Source organism: Streptomyces sp. NPDC005811 (assembly GCF_040630405.1).
In the GTDB taxonomy this organism is placed as follows: Bacteria; Actinomycetota; Actinomycetes; order Streptomycetales; family Streptomycetaceae; genus Streptomyces.
The window spans coordinates 108,982-130,170 of record NZ_JBEXXK010000009.1; the positions used below are offsets into that span (position 1 = coordinate 108,982).

At 71.2% G+C, this 21,189-nt stretch carries 21 protein-coding genes and 1 pseudogene; 13 read left to right on the forward strand and 9 right to left on the reverse strand.

Features of this window, described 5'->3' with window-relative positions:
• Window positions 1–4: 4 nt before the first annotated feature.
• The gene (locus ABZ490_RS12250; protein ID WP_358988284.1) at window positions 5–805 is read left to right on the forward strand and encodes an inositol monophosphatase family protein; all 801 of its coding nucleotides are present in this window, start codon (window positions 5–7) and stop codon (window positions 803–805) included.
• A 359-nt stretch (window positions 806–1,164) separates the two neighbouring features.
• On the opposite strand, the gene ABZ490_RS12255 is transcribed toward ABZ490_RS12250, so the two are convergent.
• Window positions 1,165–1,485, reverse strand: coding sequence for a GYD domain-containing protein (locus ABZ490_RS12255; RefSeq protein ID WP_358988286.1), 321 nt, complete (start codon window positions 1,483–1,485; stop codon window positions 1,165–1,167).
• A 213-nt stretch (window positions 1,486–1,698) separates the two neighbouring features.
• Here ABZ490_RS12255 and ABZ490_RS12260 point away from each other — a divergent pair, with 213 nt between their 5' ends.
• On the forward strand, window positions 1,699–2,571 hold the full coding sequence (locus ABZ490_RS12260) for a polysaccharide deacetylase family protein (protein WP_358988288.1): 873 nt from the start codon (window positions 1,699–1,701) through the stop codon (window positions 2,569–2,571).
• 223 nt (window positions 2,572–2,794) lie between these two features.
• Here ABZ490_RS12260 and ABZ490_RS12265 read toward each other — a convergent pair whose 3' ends face one another.
• Entirely contained in the window at window positions 2,795–2,941 is a 147-nt protein-coding gene (locus ABZ490_RS12265; RefSeq protein WP_358988290.1) for a hypothetical protein, read from the reverse strand.
• Between the two features lie 256 nt (window positions 2,942–3,197).
• Here ABZ490_RS12265 and ABZ490_RS12270 point away from each other — a divergent pair, with 256 nt between their 5' ends.
• Entirely contained in the window at window positions 3,198–3,935 is a 738-nt protein-coding gene (locus ABZ490_RS12270) for a polysaccharide deacetylase family protein (protein WP_358988292.1), read from the forward strand.
• 13 nt (window positions 3,936–3,948) lie between these two features.
• Here the strand turns inward: ABZ490_RS12270 and ABZ490_RS12275 are convergent, their stop codons facing one another.
• The gene (locus tag ABZ490_RS12275) at window positions 3,949–5,268 is read right to left on the reverse strand and encodes a helix-turn-helix transcriptional regulator (protein ID WP_358988294.1); all 1,320 of its coding nucleotides are present in this window, start codon (window positions 5,266–5,268) and stop codon (window positions 3,949–3,951) included.
• A 211-nt stretch (window positions 5,269–5,479) separates the two neighbouring features.
• Here ABZ490_RS12275 and ABZ490_RS12280 point away from each other — a divergent pair, with 211 nt between their 5' ends.
• Complete coding sequence (locus ABZ490_RS12280) at window positions 5,480–6,241, forward strand: DUF4232 domain-containing protein (RefSeq protein WP_358988296.1); 762 nt, start codon at window positions 5,480–5,482, stop codon at window positions 6,239–6,241.
• Between the two features lie 17 nt (window positions 6,242–6,258).
• Here the strand turns inward: ABZ490_RS12280 and ABZ490_RS12285 are convergent, their stop codons facing one another.
• The gene (locus ABZ490_RS12285) at window positions 6,259–6,612 is read right to left on the reverse strand and encodes a VOC family protein (RefSeq protein ID WP_358988298.1); all 354 of its coding nucleotides are present in this window, start codon (window positions 6,610–6,612) and stop codon (window positions 6,259–6,261) included.
• 36 nt (window positions 6,613–6,648) lie between these two features.
• Window positions 6,649–7,431, reverse strand: coding sequence for a class I SAM-dependent methyltransferase (locus tag ABZ490_RS12290; RefSeq protein ID WP_358988300.1), 783 nt, complete (start codon window positions 7,429–7,431; stop codon window positions 6,649–6,651).
• A gap of 347 nt (window positions 7,432–7,778) precedes the next feature.
• On the opposite strand from ABZ490_RS12290, the gene ABZ490_RS12295 reads away from it, so the two are divergent.
• Complete coding sequence (locus ABZ490_RS12295) at window positions 7,779–8,420, forward strand: DUF2637 domain-containing protein (protein WP_358988302.1); 642 nt, start codon at window positions 7,779–7,781, stop codon at window positions 8,418–8,420.
• 126 nt (window positions 8,421–8,546) lie between these two features.
• Window positions 8,547–9,728, forward strand: coding sequence for an MFS transporter (locus ABZ490_RS12300; RefSeq protein ID WP_358988304.1), 1,182 nt, complete (start codon window positions 8,547–8,549; stop codon window positions 9,726–9,728).
• A gap of 42 nt (window positions 9,729–9,770) precedes the next feature.
• On the opposite strand, the gene ABZ490_RS12305 is transcribed toward ABZ490_RS12300, so the two are convergent.
• Window positions 9,771–10,235: a helix-turn-helix transcriptional regulator gene (locus ABZ490_RS12305; protein WP_358988306.1), complete on the reverse strand. Its 465-nt coding sequence runs from the start codon at window positions 10,233–10,235 to the stop codon at window positions 9,771–9,773.
• A gap of 307 nt (window positions 10,236–10,542) precedes the next feature.
• On the opposite strand from ABZ490_RS12305, the gene ABZ490_RS12310 reads away from it, so the two are divergent.
• The 4 genes from ABZ490_RS12310 to ABZ490_RS12325 all read left to right on the forward strand — a co-directional run bounded on the left by ABZ490_RS12310 (window position 10,543) and on the right by ABZ490_RS12325 (window position 14,341).
• Complete coding sequence (locus ABZ490_RS12310; protein ID WP_358988308.1) at window positions 10,543–11,085, forward strand: DUF4232 domain-containing protein; 543 nt, start codon at window positions 10,543–10,545, stop codon at window positions 11,083–11,085.
• A gap of 151 nt (window positions 11,086–11,236) precedes the next feature.
• On the forward strand, window positions 11,237–12,808 hold the full coding sequence (locus ABZ490_RS12315) for a hypothetical protein (RefSeq protein ID WP_358988310.1): 1,572 nt from the start codon (window positions 11,237–11,239) through the stop codon (window positions 12,806–12,808).
• Between the two features lie 139 nt (window positions 12,809–12,947).
• Window positions 12,948–13,727 (forward strand): inositol monophosphatase family protein, encoded by a 780-nt coding sequence (locus ABZ490_RS12320; protein WP_358988312.1) that lies wholly within the window; start codon window positions 12,948–12,950, stop codon window positions 13,725–13,727.
• Window positions 13,724–14,341 (forward strand): NAD(P)-binding oxidoreductase, encoded by a 618-nt coding sequence (locus tag ABZ490_RS12325; protein WP_358988314.1) that lies wholly within the window; start codon window positions 13,724–13,726, stop codon window positions 14,339–14,341. The genes ABZ490_RS12320 and ABZ490_RS12325 overlap by 4 nt, the downstream gene beginning before the upstream one ends.
• A 31-nt stretch (window positions 14,342–14,372) precedes the next feature.
• Here ABZ490_RS12325 and ABZ490_RS12330 read toward each other — a convergent pair whose 3' ends face one another.
• On the reverse strand, window positions 14,373–15,272 hold the full coding sequence (locus tag ABZ490_RS12330) for a LysR family transcriptional regulator (RefSeq protein ID WP_358988316.1): 900 nt from the start codon (window positions 15,270–15,272) through the stop codon (window positions 14,373–14,375).
• A 181-nt stretch (window positions 15,273–15,453) separates the two neighbouring features.
• On the opposite strand from ABZ490_RS12330, the gene ABZ490_RS12335 reads away from it, so the two are divergent.
• A complete protein-coding gene (locus ABZ490_RS12335) occupies window positions 15,454–16,722 on the forward strand; it encodes a DUF418 domain-containing protein (protein ID WP_358988318.1) in 1,269 nt (422 codons plus the stop codon).
• 210 nt (window positions 16,723–16,932) lie between these two features.
• Here the strand turns inward: ABZ490_RS12335 and ABZ490_RS12340 are convergent.
• A pseudogene (locus tag ABZ490_RS12340) lies at window positions 16,933–17,238 on the reverse strand (response regulator transcription factor); the annotation flags it as partial.
• 237 nt (window positions 17,239–17,475) lie between these two features.
• Entirely contained in the window at window positions 17,476–19,182 is a 1,707-nt protein-coding gene (locus tag ABZ490_RS12345; protein WP_358988320.1) for an RICIN domain-containing protein, read from the reverse strand.
• A gap of 649 nt (window positions 19,183–19,831) precedes the next feature.
• On the opposite strand from ABZ490_RS12345, the gene ABZ490_RS12350 reads away from it, so the two are divergent.
• Both ABZ490_RS12350 and ABZ490_RS12355 read left to right on the forward strand, forming a co-directional pair.
• On the forward strand, window positions 19,832–20,596 hold the full coding sequence (locus ABZ490_RS12350; RefSeq protein ID WP_358988322.1) for an SUMF1/EgtB/PvdO family nonheme iron enzyme: 765 nt from the start codon (window positions 19,832–19,834) through the stop codon (window positions 20,594–20,596).
• Window positions 20,597–20,679: 83 nt separating this feature from the next.
• Complete coding sequence (locus ABZ490_RS12355) at window positions 20,680–20,958, forward strand: hypothetical protein (RefSeq protein WP_358988324.1); 279 nt, start codon at window positions 20,680–20,682, stop codon at window positions 20,956–20,958.
• The last annotated feature ends 231 nt before the right edge of the window (window positions 20,959–21,189 follow it).

A 21,189-nucleotide genomic window follows, 5' to 3' on the forward strand; every position in this document is an offset into this window, starting at 1 on the left:
TCACGTGGAGACGGAAGTGGACCTGGACCGTGCCCTGGAGGTCGCGACCGGGCTGGCGGCCTGGGCCTCGGAGACGATCCGGGGCGCCCGCACCACCGCCGTACGGCAGAAGGCGAGCCCGGCGGACATCGTCACCGACACCGACGAGGCCGTGGAGCGGCACGTCCGCGAGGTGCTCGGGGAGGCCTTTCCCACCCATGGCATCGTCGGCGAGGAGTACGGCACCACGGAAGGCGCCCGCTCCGCCCCGACCTGGGTGGTCGACCCGGTCGACGGTACGTCCAACTTCGCGCACGGCATCGGCTGGTGCTCCTTCTCCCTGGGCCTGGCCGCCCCCGACGGCACCCCGCTGCTCGGCGTGGTCGCGGACCCCTGGCGCGGCGAGACCTTCACCGCGATCCGCGGCGGCGGCGCGCACCTCAACGGCGTCCCGGTCCACGCGGCCGACCACACCACCCTCACCGGCCACCTCTTCCTCACCGAGTGGGCGGCCCACGCCCACTGGCCCGGCATGGACACCCTCCTCGCCGCACTCTCCGCCCGCCACTGCACGGTCCGTGTGATGGGCTCCACGGCCCTGTCCCTGGTCCAGGTCGCGGCGGGCCGCGCGACGGCGGCGGCGATCGGCGAGTTCCACCACGTCGACGGCCTCCCGGCCCTCCTGATCGCCCAGGAGTCCGGCGCCATCGCCCACCCCACCCTCCCGACCTACGACGAACCCCTCCTCCTCACAGCCCCGGGCACATCGAAGGAGGCGGCGACGCTGTGGCAGACGGCGGGGGTAAACCCACACCACCCGGGCTGACCGGCCCAGGAGGGGGGCGCGGTGCACACCGACCGGGCTGACCGCACCGGGAGGGGGGCCGACCGGGCGGGAGAATTCCCGGACGGGCAGGCGGCCGGATTCCGTGTCGGGCTGCGGCCCGCGGGACGGACTCCGGGCCTCGGGCTGCTGGGGGCGAGCCCCGGTGCCCGGCCGTCGACTGTGCCCCGTCGGCTTCCGCCTCCAGCCTTCGGTCTGCGATCCAAGAGCCCCGTGTCCGGTCCCCGGGCCTGGCCGCTATGCCGCCGGTGCCCGGCCGTCGCCTGCGACCCCGCGAGCCTTCGTCCTCAGCCTTTGGTCTGTGGCCCAGGGGCCCCGTGTCCGGCCCCCGGGCCTGGCCGCTACGCCCCCGGGGCCCGGAAGGCGACCTGGCGGCGGGTGGCCTCGTCGATTTCTTCCGTGGTGAGGAGGGGGGTGGCGCGGGTCTGGAGGCCGCCGCTGGCCTTGACGGCGAGGGCGGCTGCGGCCATGTCGACCCGGTCGGGGAGTTCCACGATCAGGACGATGTCGGTCTCCCCGAAGGCGTAGTAGACGGCCTCGACCGAGCCGCCGAGGCCGCCCACGACCTGCTCGACGGCGGCGCGCCGCCCGCTCGCCCCCTCCCTGAGCAGCCCCTTGGCGCCCTCCTGTGTGTAGGTCGCCTGGATGAGGAACTTCGGCATCGGGACGCTCCCTGACCCTCGCTTGTCCGGTACGGGTACGCACAGTGCCCTTCCCCCGGGCACCCGGCCCGTCCTCCCGCCGGTGCCGGATTCACCCGGTAGCAGCCGCACCCGTGTCATCCTTCCTTCGTCCATGTGTCGGAACCCCGGCAGCCTGTTCGACATCAAGCAGGTGGACGAGGCACGACGCACGGATGACACAGGGGCAACGCGGTGAACAGGTGGATCAGGGGAGCGGCACTGGTCTGCGCTCTTCTCGCGACGGGTGTGACGACGGGGTGCGGGACCGAGTCCCGCGCGGACGCCCGAGAGGACGCCCGAGGGGTCGCGCCCTCTCCCTCCGGCGCCTCCTCCGGCTCTTCCGCCGCACCGCACGACCGCCGCGACGCCCGGGCCGCCGTCGAGGCCGCCTACCGCAAGTGGGGTCTCAAGCCGCTCGCCGCCCCGCCGGCCCCGCCCGCGGTGAAGCCGGTGCGGCTCCGCGCCGACGACGGCCTGGTGCCGGTGATCAGCGAGATACCCACCCGGGAGAAGATCGTCTTCCTCACCTTCGACGACGGGGCGGAGAAGGACCCGGAGTTCGTGACGATGATGCGGGAGCTGAAGGTCCCCTTCACGATGTTCCTGACGGACGCCGCCATCCGCTCCGACTACGGCTACTTCAAGAAGCTCCAGGCCCTCGGCAACGGCGTCCAGAACCACACGCTGACCCATCCCGACCTCCGCACCCTCGGCGCGTCCGCCCAGAAGCAGGAGATCTGCGGCCAGCAGACCAGGCTGAAGGACGAGTACGGCACCGCACCGCGGCTGCTGCGCCCGCCGTACGGCAACTGGAACGAGGACACCCGGGCCGCCGCCGCCTCCTGCGGGCTGGAGGCGATCGTCCTGTGGCGCGAGTCCATGCAGATCAAGAACATGCAGTACCAGTCGCCCAGCGGGAAGCTGCACCCCGGCGACATCATCCTGGCCCACTTCCGCGGCCCCTCCGAGCTCAAGGGCACGACGATCACCGAGATGACGGCGAACCTCCTCCGCCACATCCAGGAACAGGGCTTCACGGTCGCGGCGCTGGAGGACTACCTCTAGCGGTCGCCGAGCTGCACTCCCCCGGCCGTGAGTCTCGGTGTCGACGCCGGGCGCACGCCCCGGCGCGGACGCGCAGAGGAGGCAACGGTGACGATCAAGCCTCCGACGGGGAGCGAGTGGACGGGACTGCCGGCGTTCGCGCTGGCCCCGATGGTGGTGATCGCCGCCCCGGCTCCGCCCCGGCTCCGCCCCGGCTCCGCCTCGGCCGCCGGCACGGTGTGCCTCAGAACGCGGACGGCTCCCAGAGCGACATCGCCGGGAACTGGTCGACCCCTGACAGGACGCGGTCGGTGGCCGTGCAGCAGGCGTCCAGGACCTGGCAGCAGTCGAAGACGACCGGCTGGAAATGGTCGGCCGGCCTCAGGCTCAAGCTCCCCGGCGCCCTCAACAAGGCAGGGCGTCTACCAGGGCATCTACCACCCCGGGGCAGCTGGACGACCAATCTCCGGGTGAGTGACCACGGGACGTACCACGTCTGGCAGGAACCGCTCGCGCCCCGGCACCCCGTCCGTCCGGCGGGGTGCCGGGGCATGGCCGAATGTACCGGCATCCCTGCGCACTTCCGGTTTGTCCTACAGGGCAAGTCACTTGCCCGAAAGGGAAGTTCACCGCGCCTGGAGGATCCGATGCACCGTCGCCTCGTCATCTCGGCCGTCACCGTCGCCCTGTGCGGCAGCACCCTGGCCGGCACCGCCACGTCCGCCTCCGCCACCACCGAGGACGCCACCACCACGGCCGCCGCCGTCGACTGCCGCAGGGTGAAGTGCGTGGCGCTCACCTTCGACGACGGGCCGGTCGCCGACACCCAGCGGCTGCTGCGGATCCTGAAGGAACGGAACGTCCAGGTGACCTTCTACCTGGTCGGCAAGAACGTCCAGCGCTACCCGTCCACCGTCCGCACCGCGGCGGCGGCAGGCCACCAGATAGGCAACCACAGCTGGGACCACGCCGACCTGACCAGACTGAGCAGCGCGGCCGTCAAGTCGAACATCGCCCGCGCCGACACGGCGATCAAGCGGGCCACCGGCAAGAAGCCCACCACCTTCCGCGCCCCCTACGGCGCCCAGAACGCCACCGTCCGCGCTGCCGCCGCCCGGCCGCTGGTGCACTGGAGCGTCGACACCCTCGACTGGAAGTACCGCGACACCGCGCGGCTCATCAGGGTCGTCAAGGCGGACACCCGGCCCGGGGACATCGTCCTCATGCACGACATCCACAAGACGACCGTCGACGCGGTGCCCGGCATCATCAACGGTCTCAAGGCGCGCGGCTTCCACTTCGTCACCGTGGACCAGCTCTTCGCACCGAACAGGCTGCCCTCCGGCAAGGTCACCTACCACAACCGCGCCGCCTACCGGCCGTGACCCGCGGCCCCGCTCAGCCGGGGATGTCGGGCTCGTACGGGTCGCGCCCCCACTCGGAGTCGCCGAGCGGGTAGGTGTACGCGGGGCGCCCGACGTTGCCGGCCGTCCGGAACGGCTTGCCGTGGTCGTCGATGCGCAGGGTGCCCTGCCGGTCCCCGCTGGACCAGTCCAGCTCCAGGTACCAGCTCACGTTGTGCGCCCGCGCGTCCGCGAACACGTAGAACACCTCGGGGTCGGACTCGCTCACCTTGTAGGGGAAGTCGTGCTGACCGGCCTTGGGGGAGAGCGCGGGCCGTCCCGCGTCGAGGTCCGTCCCGAAGGCCGCCGTCCGCACGCCGCCGCCGCATCCGACGCCCATCGTGAAGTCGTTCCAGGCGAGCGGCGCGCTCTTCTCCACCACCCGGACGTGCAGGGCGTCCAGGACGACGGTGGCCTTCCCGGTGCCCTGCACGGTCAGCGCCAGCATCTGCTGCCCGGCGGGGACCCCGCCCAGCGCGGTGACCCAGCCGCGCGCGTCCGGCTCGCTCGGCGGCGGGGGCACCTGCTCGGGGTTGCGGTCGATCAGATAGTGCTGGCTGCACTGGTTCTCCCACTTGTACGGGTTCACGGCGACCGTCGGCGCGGTGGCCCCGTCCTCCCCGTCCTCCCCGTCTTCGGCGCCGCCGCTTCCGGAGGCGGCGGCGGTGGCGGACGCGGTGGGACCGCCGCCGCGCGAGGCGGACGGCGAGGCCGACATGTCCTTCGCGGAGGCGGACCCGGAGGCGGACCCGGAGGCGGCGGGAGCCGCGTCGGCGGACGGCGGGGCGGCCGCCCCGAGGGACTGCTTCCGGCCTTGATCGTCCTCGCTCCCGCCCGACACCAGGTGCAACGCGAGCGCGGCCGACATCAGCGAGGCGACCACGGCGACCCCGGCCAGCGCGACGGCCCGCCGCCGCCCGGCGACGCCCTCGGCCGCCTCGATCCGGGTCTCCGTCTCCGTCTCCGGCTCGGGCTCCGGCTCCGGCTCGGCCACGGCCACCGCTTCCACGGTTCCCCCGTCCGCCGTGGCCGCCCCGTCCGCGGTCCCGGGTTCCGCCCCGCCCGCCTTCTGCCCGCGCCGGGCATCCGCGATCACCCAGCGCCGGTGCAGCTCCACCAGTTCCTCGGGCGTCGCCTTGCACACCCGCGCGAACCGTTCCACGGGCGCGTAGTCCGTCGGTACGGCGTCCCCGTTGACGTACCGGTGCAGCGTGGACGTACTCGTGTGCAGCCGCTTGCCGAGCACCCCGTAACTGAGCCCGGACCGCTCCTTCAACCGGCCCAACAACTCCGAGAATTCGTCTCCCGCCACCATTCCGCTCTCTCTCCGTGTCCCGGGACCCCGTTCCAGGGCAGGGACGTTCCCCCAGGTCAGTGCCGTTACGGGCGTTCCAGCGTCCCGGAAGCTCCGGCAGTCGTGGCGGCCGGGACGGATCACCGCACAAGCTCTGGTCATCCAAGCACGCCGCTCCCGCCCACCGGACGAGCGGTCCATGCCAACACCCGTACCGCACAAGGGGGATCACATGTCCACTCGTACCCGCCGCACCCGCCGCACCCGCGTGTTCGTCGCCGCCACGCTCGCCGCCGCCGCACTGACGCTGACGGCCTGCGAGAACGGAGAGGGCGTCATCGACGAGGGGGCGTCGGCGGGATCGGTGTCCACGACCGGCTCCCCGGCGTCCCCCGGGTCGGGCGGGGCGACGGCCACCGGGGACTCGACGAGCGGCACGACGGGTTCCACCGGCTCGTCCGGCTCCTCGGGTTCGTCCGGCTCCACCGGCTCGTCGGGTTCGTCCGGCTCCAAGGGCTCCTCGGGCTCCTCGGGCTCCTCCGGCTCCTCCGGCTCCTCCGGGTCCGACGACTCGGGCCCCGTCCGCGCCCGTTGCTCCACCACCTCGACCCGGACGGCCGCCACGGAGGTCACCCGCCCCCTGAACCACATGCTCCTCACCGTCACCAACACCGGCTCCAAGGCCTGCAACCTCCTCGGCTATCCGGCGGTCGACTTCGAGGACGCCCAGTCCGTCCCGCCGGTCATCGAGGACTCCAAGCCGCAGGCGGTGGTCACGCTGGCCCCCGGTGAGTCGGGCTACGCGAGCATCGTCCTGTCGGCCGGGGACGGCGGCGGCACCGGCGGCTACACGGCCAGGACCCTCGCGGTCTACCTCAACGAGAACGACAGCACCGCCGCCCGTCCGTCCCTCCCCGCCGAGGGCGTGTACGTGGACAACTCGATCAAGGTCTCGTACTGGCAGTACTCGATGGACGACGCCCTGACCTGGTGAGCCGGGCCGGGAAGGGCTCAGACGGGCTGCCAGAGCTCGATCCGACGCCCTTCGGGATCGGTCACCCAGCCGAACCGCCCGACCCCGTCCATGTCCTGCGTCTCCTCGGCCACGTCCGCCCCCTTGGCGCGCAACTGCGCGAGCATCGCGTCCAGGTCGTCGACCCGGAAGTTGAGCATGGTCTGCTGGGCCCGGTCCCCGAAGTAGTCGGTCCCGGCCTCGAACGCCGCGAACACCGTCGGCCCGGCCTGCTGGCTCCACACACCGTCGGCGTCGGCCTCCAGCCCCAGGCAGTCGCGGTACCAGGCGCTCAGGCCGACCGGATCCGCGGATCGTACGAAATACCCACCGATTCCCCGCACATGTTCCATGGGCGCCATCCTGCCAGCGCGGCGGCCGCGGGGGGTTCAGGGCACGCAGCCCCGCACGGCCCAGGCCCGGGCGGTGAGGGGGAGGGAGCCGTCCGTGGCTCGGGGGAGGGCCGCGGCGAGCGCGGTGCGCAGTTCTTCCCGGTGGCCGGGGGGAAGCGTCGCGACGTAACCGGGGGCGGGGCCCTGGCCCGAGAGGAACGGGTCCCACAGGTCGGGGAGACCGGTGAACACGGTGGGGGCCGAGAGGAGGAGGACGGAGACACGGGTGAGGCCGGCGTCCGTCCACACCGCCCGCAGGGGGCCCGGCCGGCAGACGGGGAATCTGCGTCCCTCGTCCAGCGGGGCGGCGGCGGGGTCCAGCGCGACGGCCGTGTCCCAGAAGAGACGGAGGAGCTCCATGCCCTCGGCGTAGTCCCATACATAGGCCGCGACCGTGCCGCCCGGCCGGACGGCGCGGGCCATCTCGGCCACGGCCCCGGCCGGGTCGGGCAGGAAGTTCAGGGCCAGACCGCTGACGGCCGTGTCGCAGCCCGCGGCGCGCACGGGCAGGGCCATCGCGTCGCCCACCAGGAAGGCCGCCGGAGCCGGGACCGAGGCCCGGGCGGTGCCCACGAACGCCTCCGACCGGTCGACGCCGAGCACCAGGCGGGGCCGGCACAGGCCGCCCACCACCGCCGACAGCACACCGGTGCCGCATCCCACGTCGAGCCAGCGCAGTCCGTCCGGGCGGTCGAGCCAGGCCACGAACTCCTTCGCGACGCCCCTGCTCCAGCGCCCCATGTACCGCTCGTACGCGGCCCCGGACGCCCATACCTCCATGTGCCGACCGTCCACCTGATTTCCCACAGAAGTTACTTTCGCCCTCTTCTATTTTAGACCCCGAGGGGTACCGCTTTCGGGGCACGCGGATACCCGAACAACCGGCATCTCACCCCCCGACGGGCCTCGTTAGACGGTTGTGACACACACTGAAATGACTACAGTCGGAAACCGCCGCTCGATCATCACTTTTCCTGTGAAATCAGATGAAGGGGATGTCTTCCTCGATGATTGTTCGGATCTTCTCGCCGATTTTCTGAGAAGTATGAGCCACATCGAGGGCGAGTATCTGCGGGCGATGGCCGGACTGTAGGACCTGTGTGATGGATGGCTTTTACAACGAGGACATGTCCTACGACCCCTCGTTCACCACGATCGAGATGCAGTGGGATCCGGCCGAGGAGCTGGCCCAGCTGCTGTCCGGAGGGTCCGGGGCCGCGACGATCCCCGATCCGAGGCCCTCGCTCAGGCCGCCCGGCCGGGCGGGGCACCGGAAAATGCGACGGCACCTCCAGGACGAGACCGGACGGCTGCCGGAGCACCGGCGGAACGCGCATGTCACGATCCTGATCGCGATGATCTCGGTCTGCGCGGTCTGCATGCTCGGCTGGTCGTTCACCTATTCCTACGCCCAACTCCGCGGCACCGCGTCCTCCGTACTTCCGGATAGGCTGGCGCAATGGTGGCCGCTGACGGTGTACGGGCCGTGGCTGGTGGCCGCCCTGTCCGTACTCCGGGCCACGGTGCAGGGGCGGAGCGCGCGGGGTTCCTGGTGCGTTCTGCTGGGTGCCTCGGCCATGGCGGTCAGCCTCTGCATCAGCCACGCCTCGCATTCTCTGCTCTCGCTGGTCATCTACGGAATTCCGCCGATCACCGCGCTGGTGTGTTTCTGGGAGATCGTCGGCCAGGTCTCACCCAAGATGGCCAAACCCCGGCACGCCGCCGACGAACGTCCGCGCTGGGCGGCCAACAGGACGAACATCGCCTGACGGCACACCGGTTCCGGCCGGAGGAGACAGCGACCGTACGCGGCCGATCCGGCCTCTGATCTCCTCCGCCCGACCCCCTCCCGTGCCGAGCCGGTACGTGTCCCGTTCGCTGCTACATTCGCTCTCGTGTCGAGTAAGTCGGCCGACGCGAGGTCCGCCCCGGCCCGGCGGACGTGGCCGCTCTACGCGGCCGGGTTCACCACCGCCTTCGGCGCCCACGGCATCGCCGCCACCCTCGGCGGCCGCACCGACGACGCCGTCACCTCCCTGCTGGTCCTCGGCGGGCTGCTCGCCCTCTACGACGGCGCCGAGGTCGTCCTCAAGCCGTTGTTCGGCACGCTCGCCGACCGTGTCGGCGCCCGCCCCGTGCTGCTCGGCGGGCTCGTGGCCTTCGCCGTCGCGTCCGCGCTGTACGCCGTCGCCGGCAGCCCCGGCTGGCTGTGGGCCGCGCGCCTCGGCCAGGGAGCCGCGGCCTCCGCCTTCTCGCCGTCCGCCTCCGCACTGGTCGCCCGCCTGAACCCGGCGGCGAAACAGGGGCGGGCCTTCGGCGGTTACGGCTTCTCCAAGTCCCTCGGCTACACCCTCGGCCCGCTGCTCGGCGGCGTCCTGGTGTGGGCCGGCGGGCTGCGCCTGCTGTTCGCCGTCCTCGCGGTGCTCGGCGCGGCGGTCGCCGTCTGGGCCGGGCTCGCCGTTCCCGTCGTACCGCCGCTGCCCAGGGCCCGGCAGACCCTCCTCGATCTGGCCCGCCGGCTGGCCGACCCCGTCTTCCTCGCCCCGACGGCCGCACTCGCCGCGGCCACCGCGGCCCTCTCGGTCGGCGTCGGGTTCCTGCCGGTCTCGGGCCGCGTCGCAGGCCTCGGCACCGTCGCCACCGGGGCGGCGGTGTCGGTGCTCGCCGGATGCGCGGCCGTCGTCCAGCCGGGCGCCGGACGCGCTCTCGACGACGGCCGCCTCACCACCCGGACCGGTCTCGCCGCGGGGCTGTCGCTCACCGCCGCGGGGCTGGCCTGCGCGATGCTGCCGGGGCTGACCGGCATCCTCCTCGCGGCGGTACTGATCGGCGCCGGCACCGGGCTGATCACCCCGCTCGGCTTCGCCGCGCTGGCCGCGAACACGCCCGCGGAGCGACTCGGGCAGACCATGGGCGCGGCCGAACTGGGCCGCGAACTGGGTGACGCGGGCGGCCCCTTGCTCGTCGCCGCGGTCGCCTCGCTCACCACCCTCACCTACGGCTTCGGGGCGCTCGCCGTGCTGACCGGGGCCGCCGCGACGGCCGCGCTCGTCCACCGTCGCCCACCGCCGTCGTGACCCGGAACCGGCCGGCCTGCTGGACCGCCCTACTGGTCCGCCCTACTGGTCTGTCGGGAAGAAGCCGGGGGAGTACATCATGTCGCAGGGGCCGGTGGCGGCCTCCAATTGGCGTAAGGAAATGTTCAGCGCATGCAGAAGCGCGAGCGTCTGACGGAAGTTCCCCGGCCAGCGATTCTGGGCCTCGGCCTTCCGGTACAACGCGGCGTCCATATGGATGGTCCGCGTCAGCCGCTGCACGCTGAATTGCCGGACGAGCCGGTGTTCGGCCAGGGTGCGCGGTTCCTCGATCCCCATCAGTTCGCCGGTCCGGCACCACAGCGCATTCGCCAGGGCGAACAGTTGACTTTCGTTCGGGAAGTGCGTTCCGCTCTCCCAGGCGGTCACCTGTTCGGGTTCGACGGGGGCCCCGAGCACTTTCATCTCCCGGGCCACGTCATGCGGTGACATGCCCAGACGCAGGCGGGCGGAGAGGGAATTGGCTGCGCGGAACGACGGTCTGTCCATGCCTCGGTGCTTCCGTGAGGTGCGGGCCTCCATACGATGGCCCCTGATCGCGCCACCGGGAGGGACGGGCCGAGACTAGGGCCCAACTCCCCAGTAACCAGCACGAGTTGGGCGAGTTCTGCGCGGTCGGTCCCTCGGCGGTTGCCCTTTCGAGCACGCGCCCGACCCGACGGACAGGCGCGGCGGGACCGAAGAAAAAAAGCCCTTCCCACGCACCGAACCTCCCCGGGGAATTACCCCTCTTCAGGAGCGCAGGCGCGCACCGACCTCGCGCGCCGATTCGTATGCGAGGGGAATCCGAGACTTCATGAAGAACAAGCTGACCGCCGTGGCCCTTGCGGCGATCGTCGTCGCCGGTACCGCTGCCGCCGCCATTCCGGCCGCGGCCGCCGCCGCAAAGGCCGCGCCGACCCGCTGCCACACCGCCGACCTGAAGGCCGGTTTCGCGACGGGCGACGACGCGAAGCCGGAAATGGGGCAGACCGAGAAGCAGACGCAGGCGTACATCTGGTTCACCAACAAGAGCGAGCGCACCTGCACCCTGTCCGGATTCGCCGGTGTCGACATGGTCGGCGCTCAGACGACCGACGGCACCTGGTCGCTGGCCCGCTCCTCCAAGGCGTCCGAGACGATGGTCCTCGAGCAGGGCGACACCGTGGACTTCGGCATCACGCTGCTCCCGGTGGCCGCGTCCACCCCGAAGGCGCAGAAGTTCGTCCCGTCGAAGTTCCTGGTCACCCCGCCGAACGAGACGACCCACTTCACCCTGACCTGGCCCTTCGGCGGCCAGATCCTCAAGCAGGACGCCGCCACCCACCCGGGCACGTACCTCGACCCGATCGGCGGCTAGCCCGACGTCACGGCTCTCGTCGCACTCGGCGGGAGACGTCCCGAATTCCCTTCCGCTTCCCTTCCGCCCGAGCGCGACCCCGATATCCGCGATCTGCCATGTCCGTGACATGGCTAGGATTGGCCGACTTCGGGGTCGGAGGGGGAAAGTGATGAGGGTACGACGGAGATCGCTGGCGTTCGTCGGGGTGGCCGCGCTGGCGCCGCTGCTCGTGTCCGCCGCTTCCGCGCAGGCGGCGTCGGGCTCACTGACGGTCACCACGCTGGGGCGGCACGGCGGGAAGGTCGCGACGACGGTCACCGTCGTCGCCGTGCCGTCCGGGCAGATGTACAGCGTCAGGTCCGGCAAGCGGATCAGCCTGCCGGCGGGGCGCTACATCGCCATGACCGACATCTACGAGAGCGCCGCGGACGGTCCGGGCACCGACACCCTCGGCGCGAAGGTCGTCAAGGTGTCGGGGAGCACGTCGGTGACGCTCGACGCGCGCAAGGGCAAGGCCGTGAAGGCGTCGCTCGACACACCCGCCGACGTGACCGGCCCGGCAGAGATCGCCGCGCGGGTGTGCTACGCCGACGACGACATGCCCTCCGCCTACGGCGTGAGCGGCTGGAACGAGGCGGGGTCCCTCTACGCCATCCCGAACTCCTCCAAGCTGCTCCAGTTCGGGTTCCTGGCGCACTGGTCCGGCAACGACAGCTACGCCGTCGTGAAGAACACCACGGGCGTCCCGGCGGCGCCCGGCGGGTCGTTCAAGCGGTCGGGCCTGGCGACGATGCGCGTCTCGGTGCGCGGCGGTACACAGATGGGCCGTCAGGTCGAGACCGGGCTCCAGGCCCAGCCGAAGGCCGGCGACTGCACCAGCGACCTGTCGGCGGGGGTCGGCAACGACATCGCGCCGTACACCGCCACCGCCCATGTGACGCCCGGGACCTGGCAGCCGCGCGACGACGTCTACGCGAGCAACGGCGACCACGTCAGCGCGGATTTCCCGAAGGTCAGGACGCTGAAGACGGGACAGACCGCCACCCAGTCCTTCGGCCGGGCCGTGTGGGGTCCGATCCACCATCTGCCCAAGGTCTGGCAGAAGTCCGTCTACTTCGTTCCGGACACCCTGATCGGCGACCCCGGCGTCGGCGCCATCGGGGGCGACCCGACGAAGGAGACCGTGGTCCTCTCCAAGGGGGGCACCACCGTCAAGAAGAAGACCCTCACCAACTGGGGCTCCTCCGACAGCACGTTCGCCGCCCGTATCCGCTCGGCGGGCTGGTACCGCCTGACCGTCGACGCCCACCGCCACCGTCCGGGCATCACCTTCCCCGCCGGCATGCTGTCCTCACGCGTCACCCTCGACTGGCGCTTCAAGGCCGACCCGGCGAAGGCGACGGTCGCGACCGTCTTCCTGACCCGCTTCCTGCCCACCGGCCTGAACGGCCTCAACCAGGCCGCGCCGGACAGCACCACGACGGTCGACGTGAGCGCCCTGCGCAGCGCCCAGGACCCCGACACGAAGTTCACCAAGGTGACCGCCAAGTCCGTCCGGGTCTGGTCCTCCGCCGACGGCGGCAGGACCTGGAAGGCGGCGCCGGTCAGGCACTCCGGCTCCACCTGGCAGGCATCCGTGCGGAACCCGGCCTCCGGCGCGGTCGCCCTGCGCTCCGAGGTGACCGACTCCGCCGGGGGCCGCTCGACGGAGACGATCTACCGGGCGTACGCCATCGGCTGAGACCGCCGTCCCGGAGCCAGACATGCATCCGGGTAAATCTTCAATTCAAAAGAGTGCATTTGATTCATGTGATTGCAGCCCTTTGACTGTTGCTGTCGGCGCAACGCGGCGACGACTTCGGGACGAGGGGACACAAACCATGACTGCGTACGGCGAGCTGCTGCCCTCCGTGGTGGAGGCGGCGAACCGGGGAGCCGACTTCCTCGAAGCCAGGTTCGACCCGCGGACGAGGCCCGCCGACCGGGCCGCGATGTACCACCTGGGCGCCGGTCTGGAGGAGGGCTCGGCCGCCGCCGTACGCGAGGTGCTGGACGGCGTCCTGCCCGGCGCCGGGTGGTTCGACGCCGAAGCGGAACGGAGTCTGCCGCCCGGGGAGTGGTGGATCGTGGACGGCGCGGAGGGCGCCGTCAACCACGTTCACGGCCTGCCGGAGTGGGCCGTGACGATCGCGCTGGTCAAGGACGGCATCCCGCAGCTCAGCGTCGTACGGCAGCCCGTCGGCGACCTGACCTGCACAGCGATCAGGGGCATGGGCGCCCGGCGCAACGACCGGCCGCTGCGCGTCTCCGCCAAGACCGGCCTGGACGCGGCCGTCGCCGACGCCAGCCAGGCCGGCAACAGCCCCGGGACCCACGCCAGGTTCGGCCGGGCGGTCGCCGCGATGTCGGACCGCGCGCTGCTGGTGCGCAACACCATCCCGACGACGTTCCCGCTGCTCAGGGTCGCGTCCGGGCAGGCCGACGTGTTCTGGCAGTACGAGCCCGACCTGCCGGGCACGGCCGCGGGCACGCTGCTGGCCACCGAGGCCGGCGCGGTCGTCAGCGACCTGTCCGGGAAGCCGTGGGACCTGAACAGCCCGGACATCCTGGTCGCGGCCCCCGGTGTGCACGCCGCCGCACTCGAGGTGCTGTCTTCATGACGCTGACCATCCTCGGCGCCTCCGGCGGCGTCGGTACCGAACTCACCCGCCAGGCCCTCGACCGCGGCGAGGACGTGGTGGCGATCTGCCGGCACCCCGACCGCATCGCCCTGCCGGACTCGTCCCGGCTGACCCGCGTGGCCGCCGATGTCCTCGACACGGAGGCGATCGCGCAGGCGCTGGACGGCCGCGACACGGTGCTGTCCGCCCTCGGGACGGGACAGGGGGACAAGCCCGGCGTACTCGCCGCCGGCGCCCGGGCGATCGTCGCGGCCGCGCCGGCCCGGGCCGTGGCCGTCGGCGCGCTCGGCACCGGCCGGTCGGCGAAGGCCGCCGGATGGCTGACGCGCGCGCTGATCGGTGTGTTCCTCCGCGCCGAACTCGACGACAAGGTCAGCGCGGACGAGGCGATCCTGGCCATGGGCGGCACCGTCCTGCACGTCGGCCCGATGTCCGACGGACCGGTCAGCGCCACCCGGCGGAGCGTGTCCCTCGACGGGGTGCCGCGGCGGATCTTCCCGGCCGGCGTCAGCAGGGCCACCGTGGCCGCCGCGATGCTCGACGCCGCGGACACGGGTCCGTTCGGACAGATCCTGGTCCCGCTCGCGCGCTGAGCGCCTCGCCGGACCGGCCCCGGCCTCCGCCCTACCGGGCCAGCGCCTCCGCCAGCGCCGTACGGCAGTGCCCGCGCAGCCAGGTGTGCTCGGGGTCCGTGTCGTAGCGGCTGTGCCAGGCGAGCACGACCGGCGCGGCAGGCAGGTCCAGGTCGAGGTCGTGGGTGTGCAGCCCGAGATCGCCCCGGGTCCGCGCGCACAGATGGCGGGCGACCACCACGACGGTGTCGCTGTGCGCGGCGGCCTGCAGCGCCAGCGCGGCCGTGGGCAGTGCCGCGACGACCCTGCGCCGCAGTCCGCGCGCGGCGAGCAGGTCGTCGAGACTGTCCCGCAGCCGGCCGCGCCGCGAGACGATGACATGGGACGCGGCGGCGAACCGTTCGAGGGTGAAGTCCTCTTCCAGCGGGTGGCCGGCCCGGAACACCGCGACGAGCCGGTCGTGTCCGACGGTCTCGTGGCTGATCTCCGGTGCCGTGGGCACCGTCGCCCCCACCTCGAGGTCGACGTGCCCGCGCGCCAGATCGGGGGTGTCCATCGCCGGCTCGGCCAGGAACCGCAGGTTCAGGCCCGGCGCCTCGACGGCGGCCCTGCTGAGCAGCGCCGGGTACAGCGCGCCGATCAGCGCGTCGTGCCCCTGAACGGTGAACGTCCGCCGGAGCGCGGCGAGGTCCAACGCCTGGGCGGGCCCCAGCAGTTCGTTCGCGCGCTGCACCAGGGCCCGCACCTCGTCGCGCATCGCCACGGCCCGTGGCGTGGGAGTCATCGTGCGCCCCGTGCGGACCAGGATGTCGTCCCCGGTCGACCGCCTGATCCTGGTCAGCGCCCGGCTCAGCGCAGGCGCCGACAGGTGGAGACGGTCCGCCGCCGCCTGCACACTGTTCTCTTCCAACAGGGCGTCGAGCGCGGTCAGCAGGTTCAGGTCCACCCGCATCAGGGTAATCGCCCGCCTGCGACGCCAGAGGCGCCCCCGACCAGTCTCGCGCGCCCTGTCCCGCTCCCTGTACGGCAGAGACCGGCCCCGCCGGTCGGAGGGGGCCCACCTGCCGACCGGCGGGGCACCTCCCGAAGCCCGGCGGATGGTCGACCGCCTCCTTCTCGGCGAGGTTGGCCCGGTGACTGAGATCGAAAGCGCCAAGAAGACGCCTGGTCGGCCCTTACCCTCACCCGGGCCCGCCACGGAGACGGAACGCCCCGCGCCGATGGCGCGGCTGGTCGGGGTGGACCTCGCCCGCGCACTGGCCGTGTTCGGCATGTTCGCCGTGCACGTCGGCCCCTTCCCGACGCCGGGCGGCGGCGTCGGCGACTGGTTCCTGGAACTGGCGAGCGGCCGGGCGTCGGCGCTGTTCGCCACCCTCGCCGGGTTCTCGCTGATGCTGATCGCGGGCCGCCGCGAGCCGAAGACCGGCCTGGCCGGCCGGCAGGCCAGGACCCGTATCGTGATCCGGGCCGTGATCCTGCTGGTGCTGGGCAGCGCGCTGGCGACGACCAACTTCGGCGGCGCCGGAATCCTCAACTTCTACGCGGTGTACTTCCTGCTGGCCCTGCCCCTGGTCCGGCTGCGGGCCAGGACGCTCGGGATCATCGCGGTCACACTCGCGGTCGTCACGCCGCAGGTGGCGTACGGCCTCCGCGCCCTGCTCAGCGAGTCGATCGTGCACACCATCGACACGTACGACCCGATCGCGCGCGTCTGTGGCGTGGGCGTGCTCGATCTCCTGCTCACCGGCCTCTACCCGGCGATCACCTGGATGACGTTCGTGGTCACCGGCATGACGCTGGGCCGGCTGGACATCAGCTCCGGCGCGGTGCAGCGGCGGCTGGCCATGGTCGGTCCGGCACTGATCGCCTTCGGATACGGCGTCTCGTGGCTGGTGCTCCGGCTGACCGGCGGCGACAAGGAGATCGCGGCCGCGATGTCCGGCATGAAGGACCTCGCGGCCCTGAAGGACTCCGGCATGGCGACGGGATCCTTCGACATGCCGGTCGGCAGGGGGCTGTGGGGCTCCGACGCATGGGGGCTGCTGGCGGCCGAGCCGCACAGCGGCTCCACGTTCGACCTCTTCGGCAGCATCGGGATCGCGATCACCGTGCTGCTGTGCCTGACGGTGGCGTTGGCCCGGCTGCCGTGGCTGAGCCGGCTGGCCACCCCGGTGATCGCCGTCGGCACCATGTCCCTGACCCTCTACGTGGGCCACATCCTGGTGATCCTCGCCCTGCCCGGAGAAGCGGCCACCCCGCCGCAGTCCGCCTCCGCCACGCTGCTGTTCTCGTTCATCCTCGGAGCCACCCTGTTCGCGGCGATCTGGTCCCGCTTCGCCCGCCGCGGACCGCTGGAGTACCTGCTCAACGGCAGCACGAAACTGGCGAACTTCGTCCGGTGACCCTCCGGGGTACCGGCGACTCTCAGTGGAGCGGGGCACGCCGACCGGACCCCTCCTCGGCCTCCGAGGAGCGCGACGGGCAGTAGTCCGTCTCCGGCCGATCGGCTCGGCGTCCCCCGCCGATCGGCGGGGGACGGTCCGGAAGCTCGGCAGAGGCGTCCGGGCGTCCGGACCGGCGACGTTGGGCGCATGACGCAGACAGAGATCGCGCAGGAACCCCGCAGCGCCGCAGCGCAGCGCCCGGGTGACGTAGTCCTCCTCGCCGAAGGTGGTCAGCATGACCACATGGGTCCGCGGTGCCGCCTTTCTCATCTCGGCGGCCGCGGCCAGCCCATCGACGCCAGGCATACGAATGTCCAGCAGCGCCACGTCGACGAGGTGGGTGCGGGCGAGCTCGACGGCGCCGGCACCGTTGTCCGCCTCGGCCACGATCTCGATGTCACCGGCGGCCTCGAGCACGAACCGGATTCCGGCGCGGATCAATGCCTCGTCATCGGCCAAGAGCACTCGGATCACCCTGCCACTCCACTCGGTCAGCCGCGACGTCCCTGACGGCCGACGCGCGAGTGCCGCAGGTGTTGGCACCCCATTATCAACGGACGGCACGGCAGCGCGGCCCGAGTGGTGGCCGAAGCGGCGGAATCGGCGGCCGATGCAGATGACGACAGAGGAACCCCCGGGCCTCTGACCAGGGGGTTCCATGGAGGGACGAACGCGGCCCCTTCGAAGGGCCGGCCGACCGGCTGCGTGCGCCTACTTGAGCGCCGTACCACCCGAGTTGCGGTACGCGATCGTCTTGTTGATCAGGTTTCCGCCGTCGGACTCGGCCGTGGTCTGCTCCTGCTGCCCCGGACCGAAGAGCAGGGCGGCGACATGCGCGTCCGCCACCTGGTCCATGTGCGAGAAGAGCCAGTCCACCTTGTCGTCCTTGTAATGGCCGAAGGTGTTGTTCTGCGCCATGTTGCCGAGGGGGATCTGCCACAGGACCACCGGCTTGCCCACCGACTCGGCCATCGTCTTGTACCACTTCAGCTCGGCCGCGGCCTTCTGGTCGGTCCAGAAGGTGTCACGGCCGCCGTTCTCCGGCTTCTGGTACCAGCCCGCGTCGCGGTCCACCACATCGGCCACCAGGAAGTCGGCGTTCTTCGCCCCGAGGTCCGTGTAGTCGTTGACGCACTTCTGCATGTCGCTCTGCCAGTCCCAGCAGGTCAGGTGGAACCCGGCGCCCGTGTTCGGCGCGTACTTGTGCGCCATCGCGATCAGGCAGCGGGACAGACCGGCGGCGCTGTTCTCCTGCGATCCGCAGTCCGTCGGGTTCGAGGCCGTGACCTGCGAGGCGACCTTGTGCGGGTTGCCGAGCGACCGGACGTAGCCCCAGAAGTCGGGCTCGATGTCGATCATGTCGTGCGAGTTGCCGATCTTCTGGAGGAAGAAGCGGTAGTCGTTCATGTAGCGGGTGAGCAGATCGGTCCTGTTGATGGCCTTGACCTCGCCCGGACCGTCGCCCTCGCCCGCGAGATCCCCGAGGTCGCGCAGCGAGTACCAGGTCCAGAAGTTCTTCTGCGGGCGCGGCTTGCCCTGGTACGTCGCCTTGGCCACATGGTCGTCGCCCCAGGTCACGTAGAAGCCGGGCGCCGTGGTTTCGCCGGACCAGCAGCCCCACCAGCTGGACCACTCGGCCTTGCAGCGCGATGCCGAGTAGTAGTCCGAGGAGGGCGCGGGCCGGCTGTGCACATAGGCGTATCGCACGTCGAACGGTGCGGCGGTCGCCGAGGCGTCGGACATCGAGCCACCGATGAGCACCTTGTCACTGCCCATGAAACCCGTCGTCGAGCTGCCGCCACCGGCGGCCGGAGGCGACGCGGGGGCCGAGGCCGGGGCCGACGGCGATCGGGTACCGCTCGGAGCCTGGCTCGCCGGAACGCTGCCGCCCGGCGTGGTGGGCTCGGCCGGTGCGGTGGGCGTGGGGGTGCCGCCGACGCTCCCGGCGGGGACGAGCTTCCACTGCTGGTTGGCGCCGCCCTTGTCGAGGTTCTGGGTGACGCGGCCCCCCTCGGTCTTGGAGCCCTTCTGGACCTCAACGGCCATGCCACTGAAGCGATTGATCAGACGCACGTAGCCGTTCGACGACTTCTTCAGACGGAACTGCTGGTTGGCGCCGTTCCGGTCGCGCCACTGCACCATGGCGGAGCCGGCCTTCTTCGACCAGCTGTAGTCGTCCAGCACCTTGCCGGAGTTCCGGTTCTGCAGCCGGAACTTCCCGTCACCCGAGTCGATGAACCGCCACTGCTGGTTGGCCCCGCCGTGACGGCCCCACTGCACCACCGCCGCACCGTCGTGGTCGGCGTAGGCGAGGCCGTCCAACACCTCGCCGCTGTCGCGGTTGACCAGCACGTACCAGGACTTCGTGTCCACGACTCCCGCCGAGGCCGTGTTGACCACGGCCACGGAGCCGCCCACGACAGCCAGGCCGACCGCAGCCCACAGACTCCGACGCTGGTACAACCGGCGGCCACGATGCCCCTGCCGCCGCCCCGGAACGGATGGGCGGAACGACAGACGACCACGGCGACGGCGGCCGGCGCGACCGCCGACGGGCGACGCCTCCGACGGCGTGGATGGGCGAAGGGACATTTCGGTGCTCTCTCTCGGCCGTTGCCTCCGACCGGACCGCCTGGCCCGGACGGCACAGAGTCGTCACAGCCTCCGGAAAGGTTGCCTGGCCTGCGAGATTTTTCGTGCACCGCGCACCGGGCTGCGATCACATCGCCGGGTGGGTGGCACGCACCACCTGATCACCACGCACACCAAAAAGGCCCGGGTCACTGACCTGGGCCTTCTCCATGGAGCGGGTGACGAGAATCGAACTCGCGCTCTCAGCTCGGGAAGCTGCGAGCATTTGGGGCTGGCTTGCGTGCTGACCTGGGCGAACGGTGGATGGTTGGTCCCGATGGGCTCTGATGGTTCACCGTGGTTCCCCGGTGTTCCCCGCCCCATCTGGTGCGCTTGTGGTGCAGAGCTGCGGCGTCCAGGAGATGATCAGTTATCCGCGCTCTCTTCCTGGATCCCTTCCTTCATCCGGGATACCCGACTGCTAGCGTCCGGCACCATGTGGGCTCAAGAGATCGTGGCCGACCGACCGGCCTGGCGGCACACCCCCTCCGGAGTGATCTTCCGGGCTGTTCCCGGTGGGACGTTCCGGATGGGCTTGTCCGATGCGGAACTGGACGCGGTTCGTGTCATCGAGCGGTCCGATGGCGCCGATGACAACCTCGAAGCGTTCTTCGCTGGCGCTGTCCAAGCCCGGCCTGTGCGAGAAGTACGGGTCGAGCCATTTCTGATCGCCCGGCATCCGCTCACGGTGGCGCAAGTACGGCACTGGCTGCCCGAGTACGAGGACAGCTTCGCCGACTCGGCTTCGAGCACGGCCCGGTTTGAGGACGACTTGGACGACCTGCTTGGGACGTTGCCATTCCGGCTGCCCAGCGAGGCGGAATGGGAGTATGCGGCCCGGGCAGGCACGACCACTCTGACCTTCCGCGGGGATGGGAGGCCGGACGAGGACCAGGTGCTCGACGACTTCGCCGACGAGGAGCGCACTGCTGCGGCTGAGAACGCCTTCGGGCTGGCGGCGATGGGGTCGGCCAACGAAATCTGTGCCGACGTGTGGATCCCGCATTTCACGGACGCGCCGGTGGACGCACGCCCCCGCACTGGGGACGGGCCACGGGTGGTGCGCGGAGGCGCCGGCGATCTCTATCCGTGGCAGGGCTGCGACGAGTGGCTGCTGTTGCTCTCCGCCACCCGCTACGAGCTCCAGGACTTCACCGCGGTTCGTCCGGTAGCACCTGTGCCAACCATTCAGGGAACATGATCTGCTCAGAAGGGGACGCGGTGCGTCCGCATGCCCCGGGAGACGACGGCCTTCCTGTCATAGGGGTCGGCTAGGTTGCGGGGATGACTGCCATGGATCCGCTTGTGCCAGCCCTTGCAGGGTTGGTTGTCGACGCCGTCTGGTTCCTCGAGAGCTGCGATGACGACGAAGTCGATCCCGACTCTGCAGTGAAGATGATGGAAGGTGTGGGCGGGGAACTGCTACGACTGCCTCTGGACCAGCGCGACCGTCTCTTGCAGGTGCTCACCGACCTGGCCGATGCAGAACAGGACCCCGCGCGACGGGAGTTCTTGGAGTCGTTCCCCTTCGCCTGTGGCCTGGTCGAGGAACAGGAAGACTGAGCCCAACGTCGGCTGAGAGAGCACCGCTTTAGGAGTTCGATCCGGGCCCACTTCGGCTACGGTCGGCGACTGGTGAGACGGCCGGACAGAGTCGCTGGTGTACGCCCCCGTCCGGGGGCGTTGATGTCAGCCGTGGATGTCAGAAGCCTTCTGATCCGTGTCTCTGGAGAGATCGGTCATTGGAGGTCATACAGGCTGCGGGGAGGGGCGTGGGAGCCGGTGTTGGGTGCT

Bases quoted from the DNA above. Each gene is read 5' to 3' on its own strand.
- ABZ490_RS12255 (WP_358988286.1), bottom strand. From the start codon at position 1,485: ATGCCGAAGTTCCTCATCCAGGCGACCTACACACAGGAGGGCGCCAAG.
- ABZ490_RS12270 (WP_358988292.1), top strand. From the start codon at position 3,198: ATGCACCGTCGCCTCGTCATCTCGGCCGTCACCGTCGCCCTGTGCGGC.
- ABZ490_RS12275 (WP_358988294.1), bottom strand. From the start codon at position 5,268: ATGGTGGCGGGAGACGAATTCTCGGAGTTGTTGGGCCGGTTGAAGGAG.
- ABZ490_RS12280 (WP_358988296.1), top strand. From the start codon at position 5,480: ATGTCCACTCGTACCCGCCGCACCCGCCGCACCCGCGTGTTCGTCGCC.
- ABZ490_RS12285 (WP_358988298.1), bottom strand. From the start codon at position 6,612: ATGGAACATGTGCGGGGAATCGGTGGGTATTTCGTACGATCCGCGGAT.
- ABZ490_RS12290 (WP_358988300.1), bottom strand. From the start codon at position 7,431: ATGGAGGTATGGGCGTCCGGGGCCGCGTACGAGCGGTACATGGGGCGC.
- ABZ490_RS12295 (WP_358988302.1), top strand. From the start codon at position 7,779: ATGTCCTACGACCCCTCGTTCACCACGATCGAGATGCAGTGGGATCCG.
- ABZ490_RS12305 (WP_358988306.1), bottom strand. From the start codon at position 10,235: ATGGACAGACCGTCGTTCCGCGCAGCCAATTCCCTCTCCGCCCGCCTG.
- ABZ490_RS12310 (WP_358988308.1), top strand. From the start codon at position 10,543: ATGAAGAACAAGCTGACCGCCGTGGCCCTTGCGGCGATCGTCGTCGCC.
- ABZ490_RS12315 (WP_358988310.1), top strand. From the start codon at position 11,237: ATGAGGGTACGACGGAGATCGCTGGCGTTCGTCGGGGTGGCCGCGCTG.
- ABZ490_RS12320 (WP_358988312.1), top strand. From the start codon at position 12,948: ATGACTGCGTACGGCGAGCTGCTGCCCTCCGTGGTGGAGGCGGCGAAC.
- ABZ490_RS12325 (WP_358988314.1), top strand. From the start codon at position 13,724: ATGACGCTGACCATCCTCGGCGCCTCCGGCGGCGTCGGTACCGAACTC.
- ABZ490_RS12330 (WP_358988316.1), bottom strand. From the start codon at position 15,272: ATGCGGGTGGACCTGAACCTGCTGACCGCGCTCGACGCCCTGTTGGAA.
- ABZ490_RS12350 (WP_358988322.1), top strand. From the start codon at position 19,832: ATGTGGGCTCAAGAGATCGTGGCCGACCGACCGGCCTGGCGGCACACC.
- ABZ490_RS12355 (WP_358988324.1), top strand. From the start codon at position 20,680: ATGACTGCCATGGATCCGCTTGTGCCAGCCCTTGCAGGGTTGGTTGTC.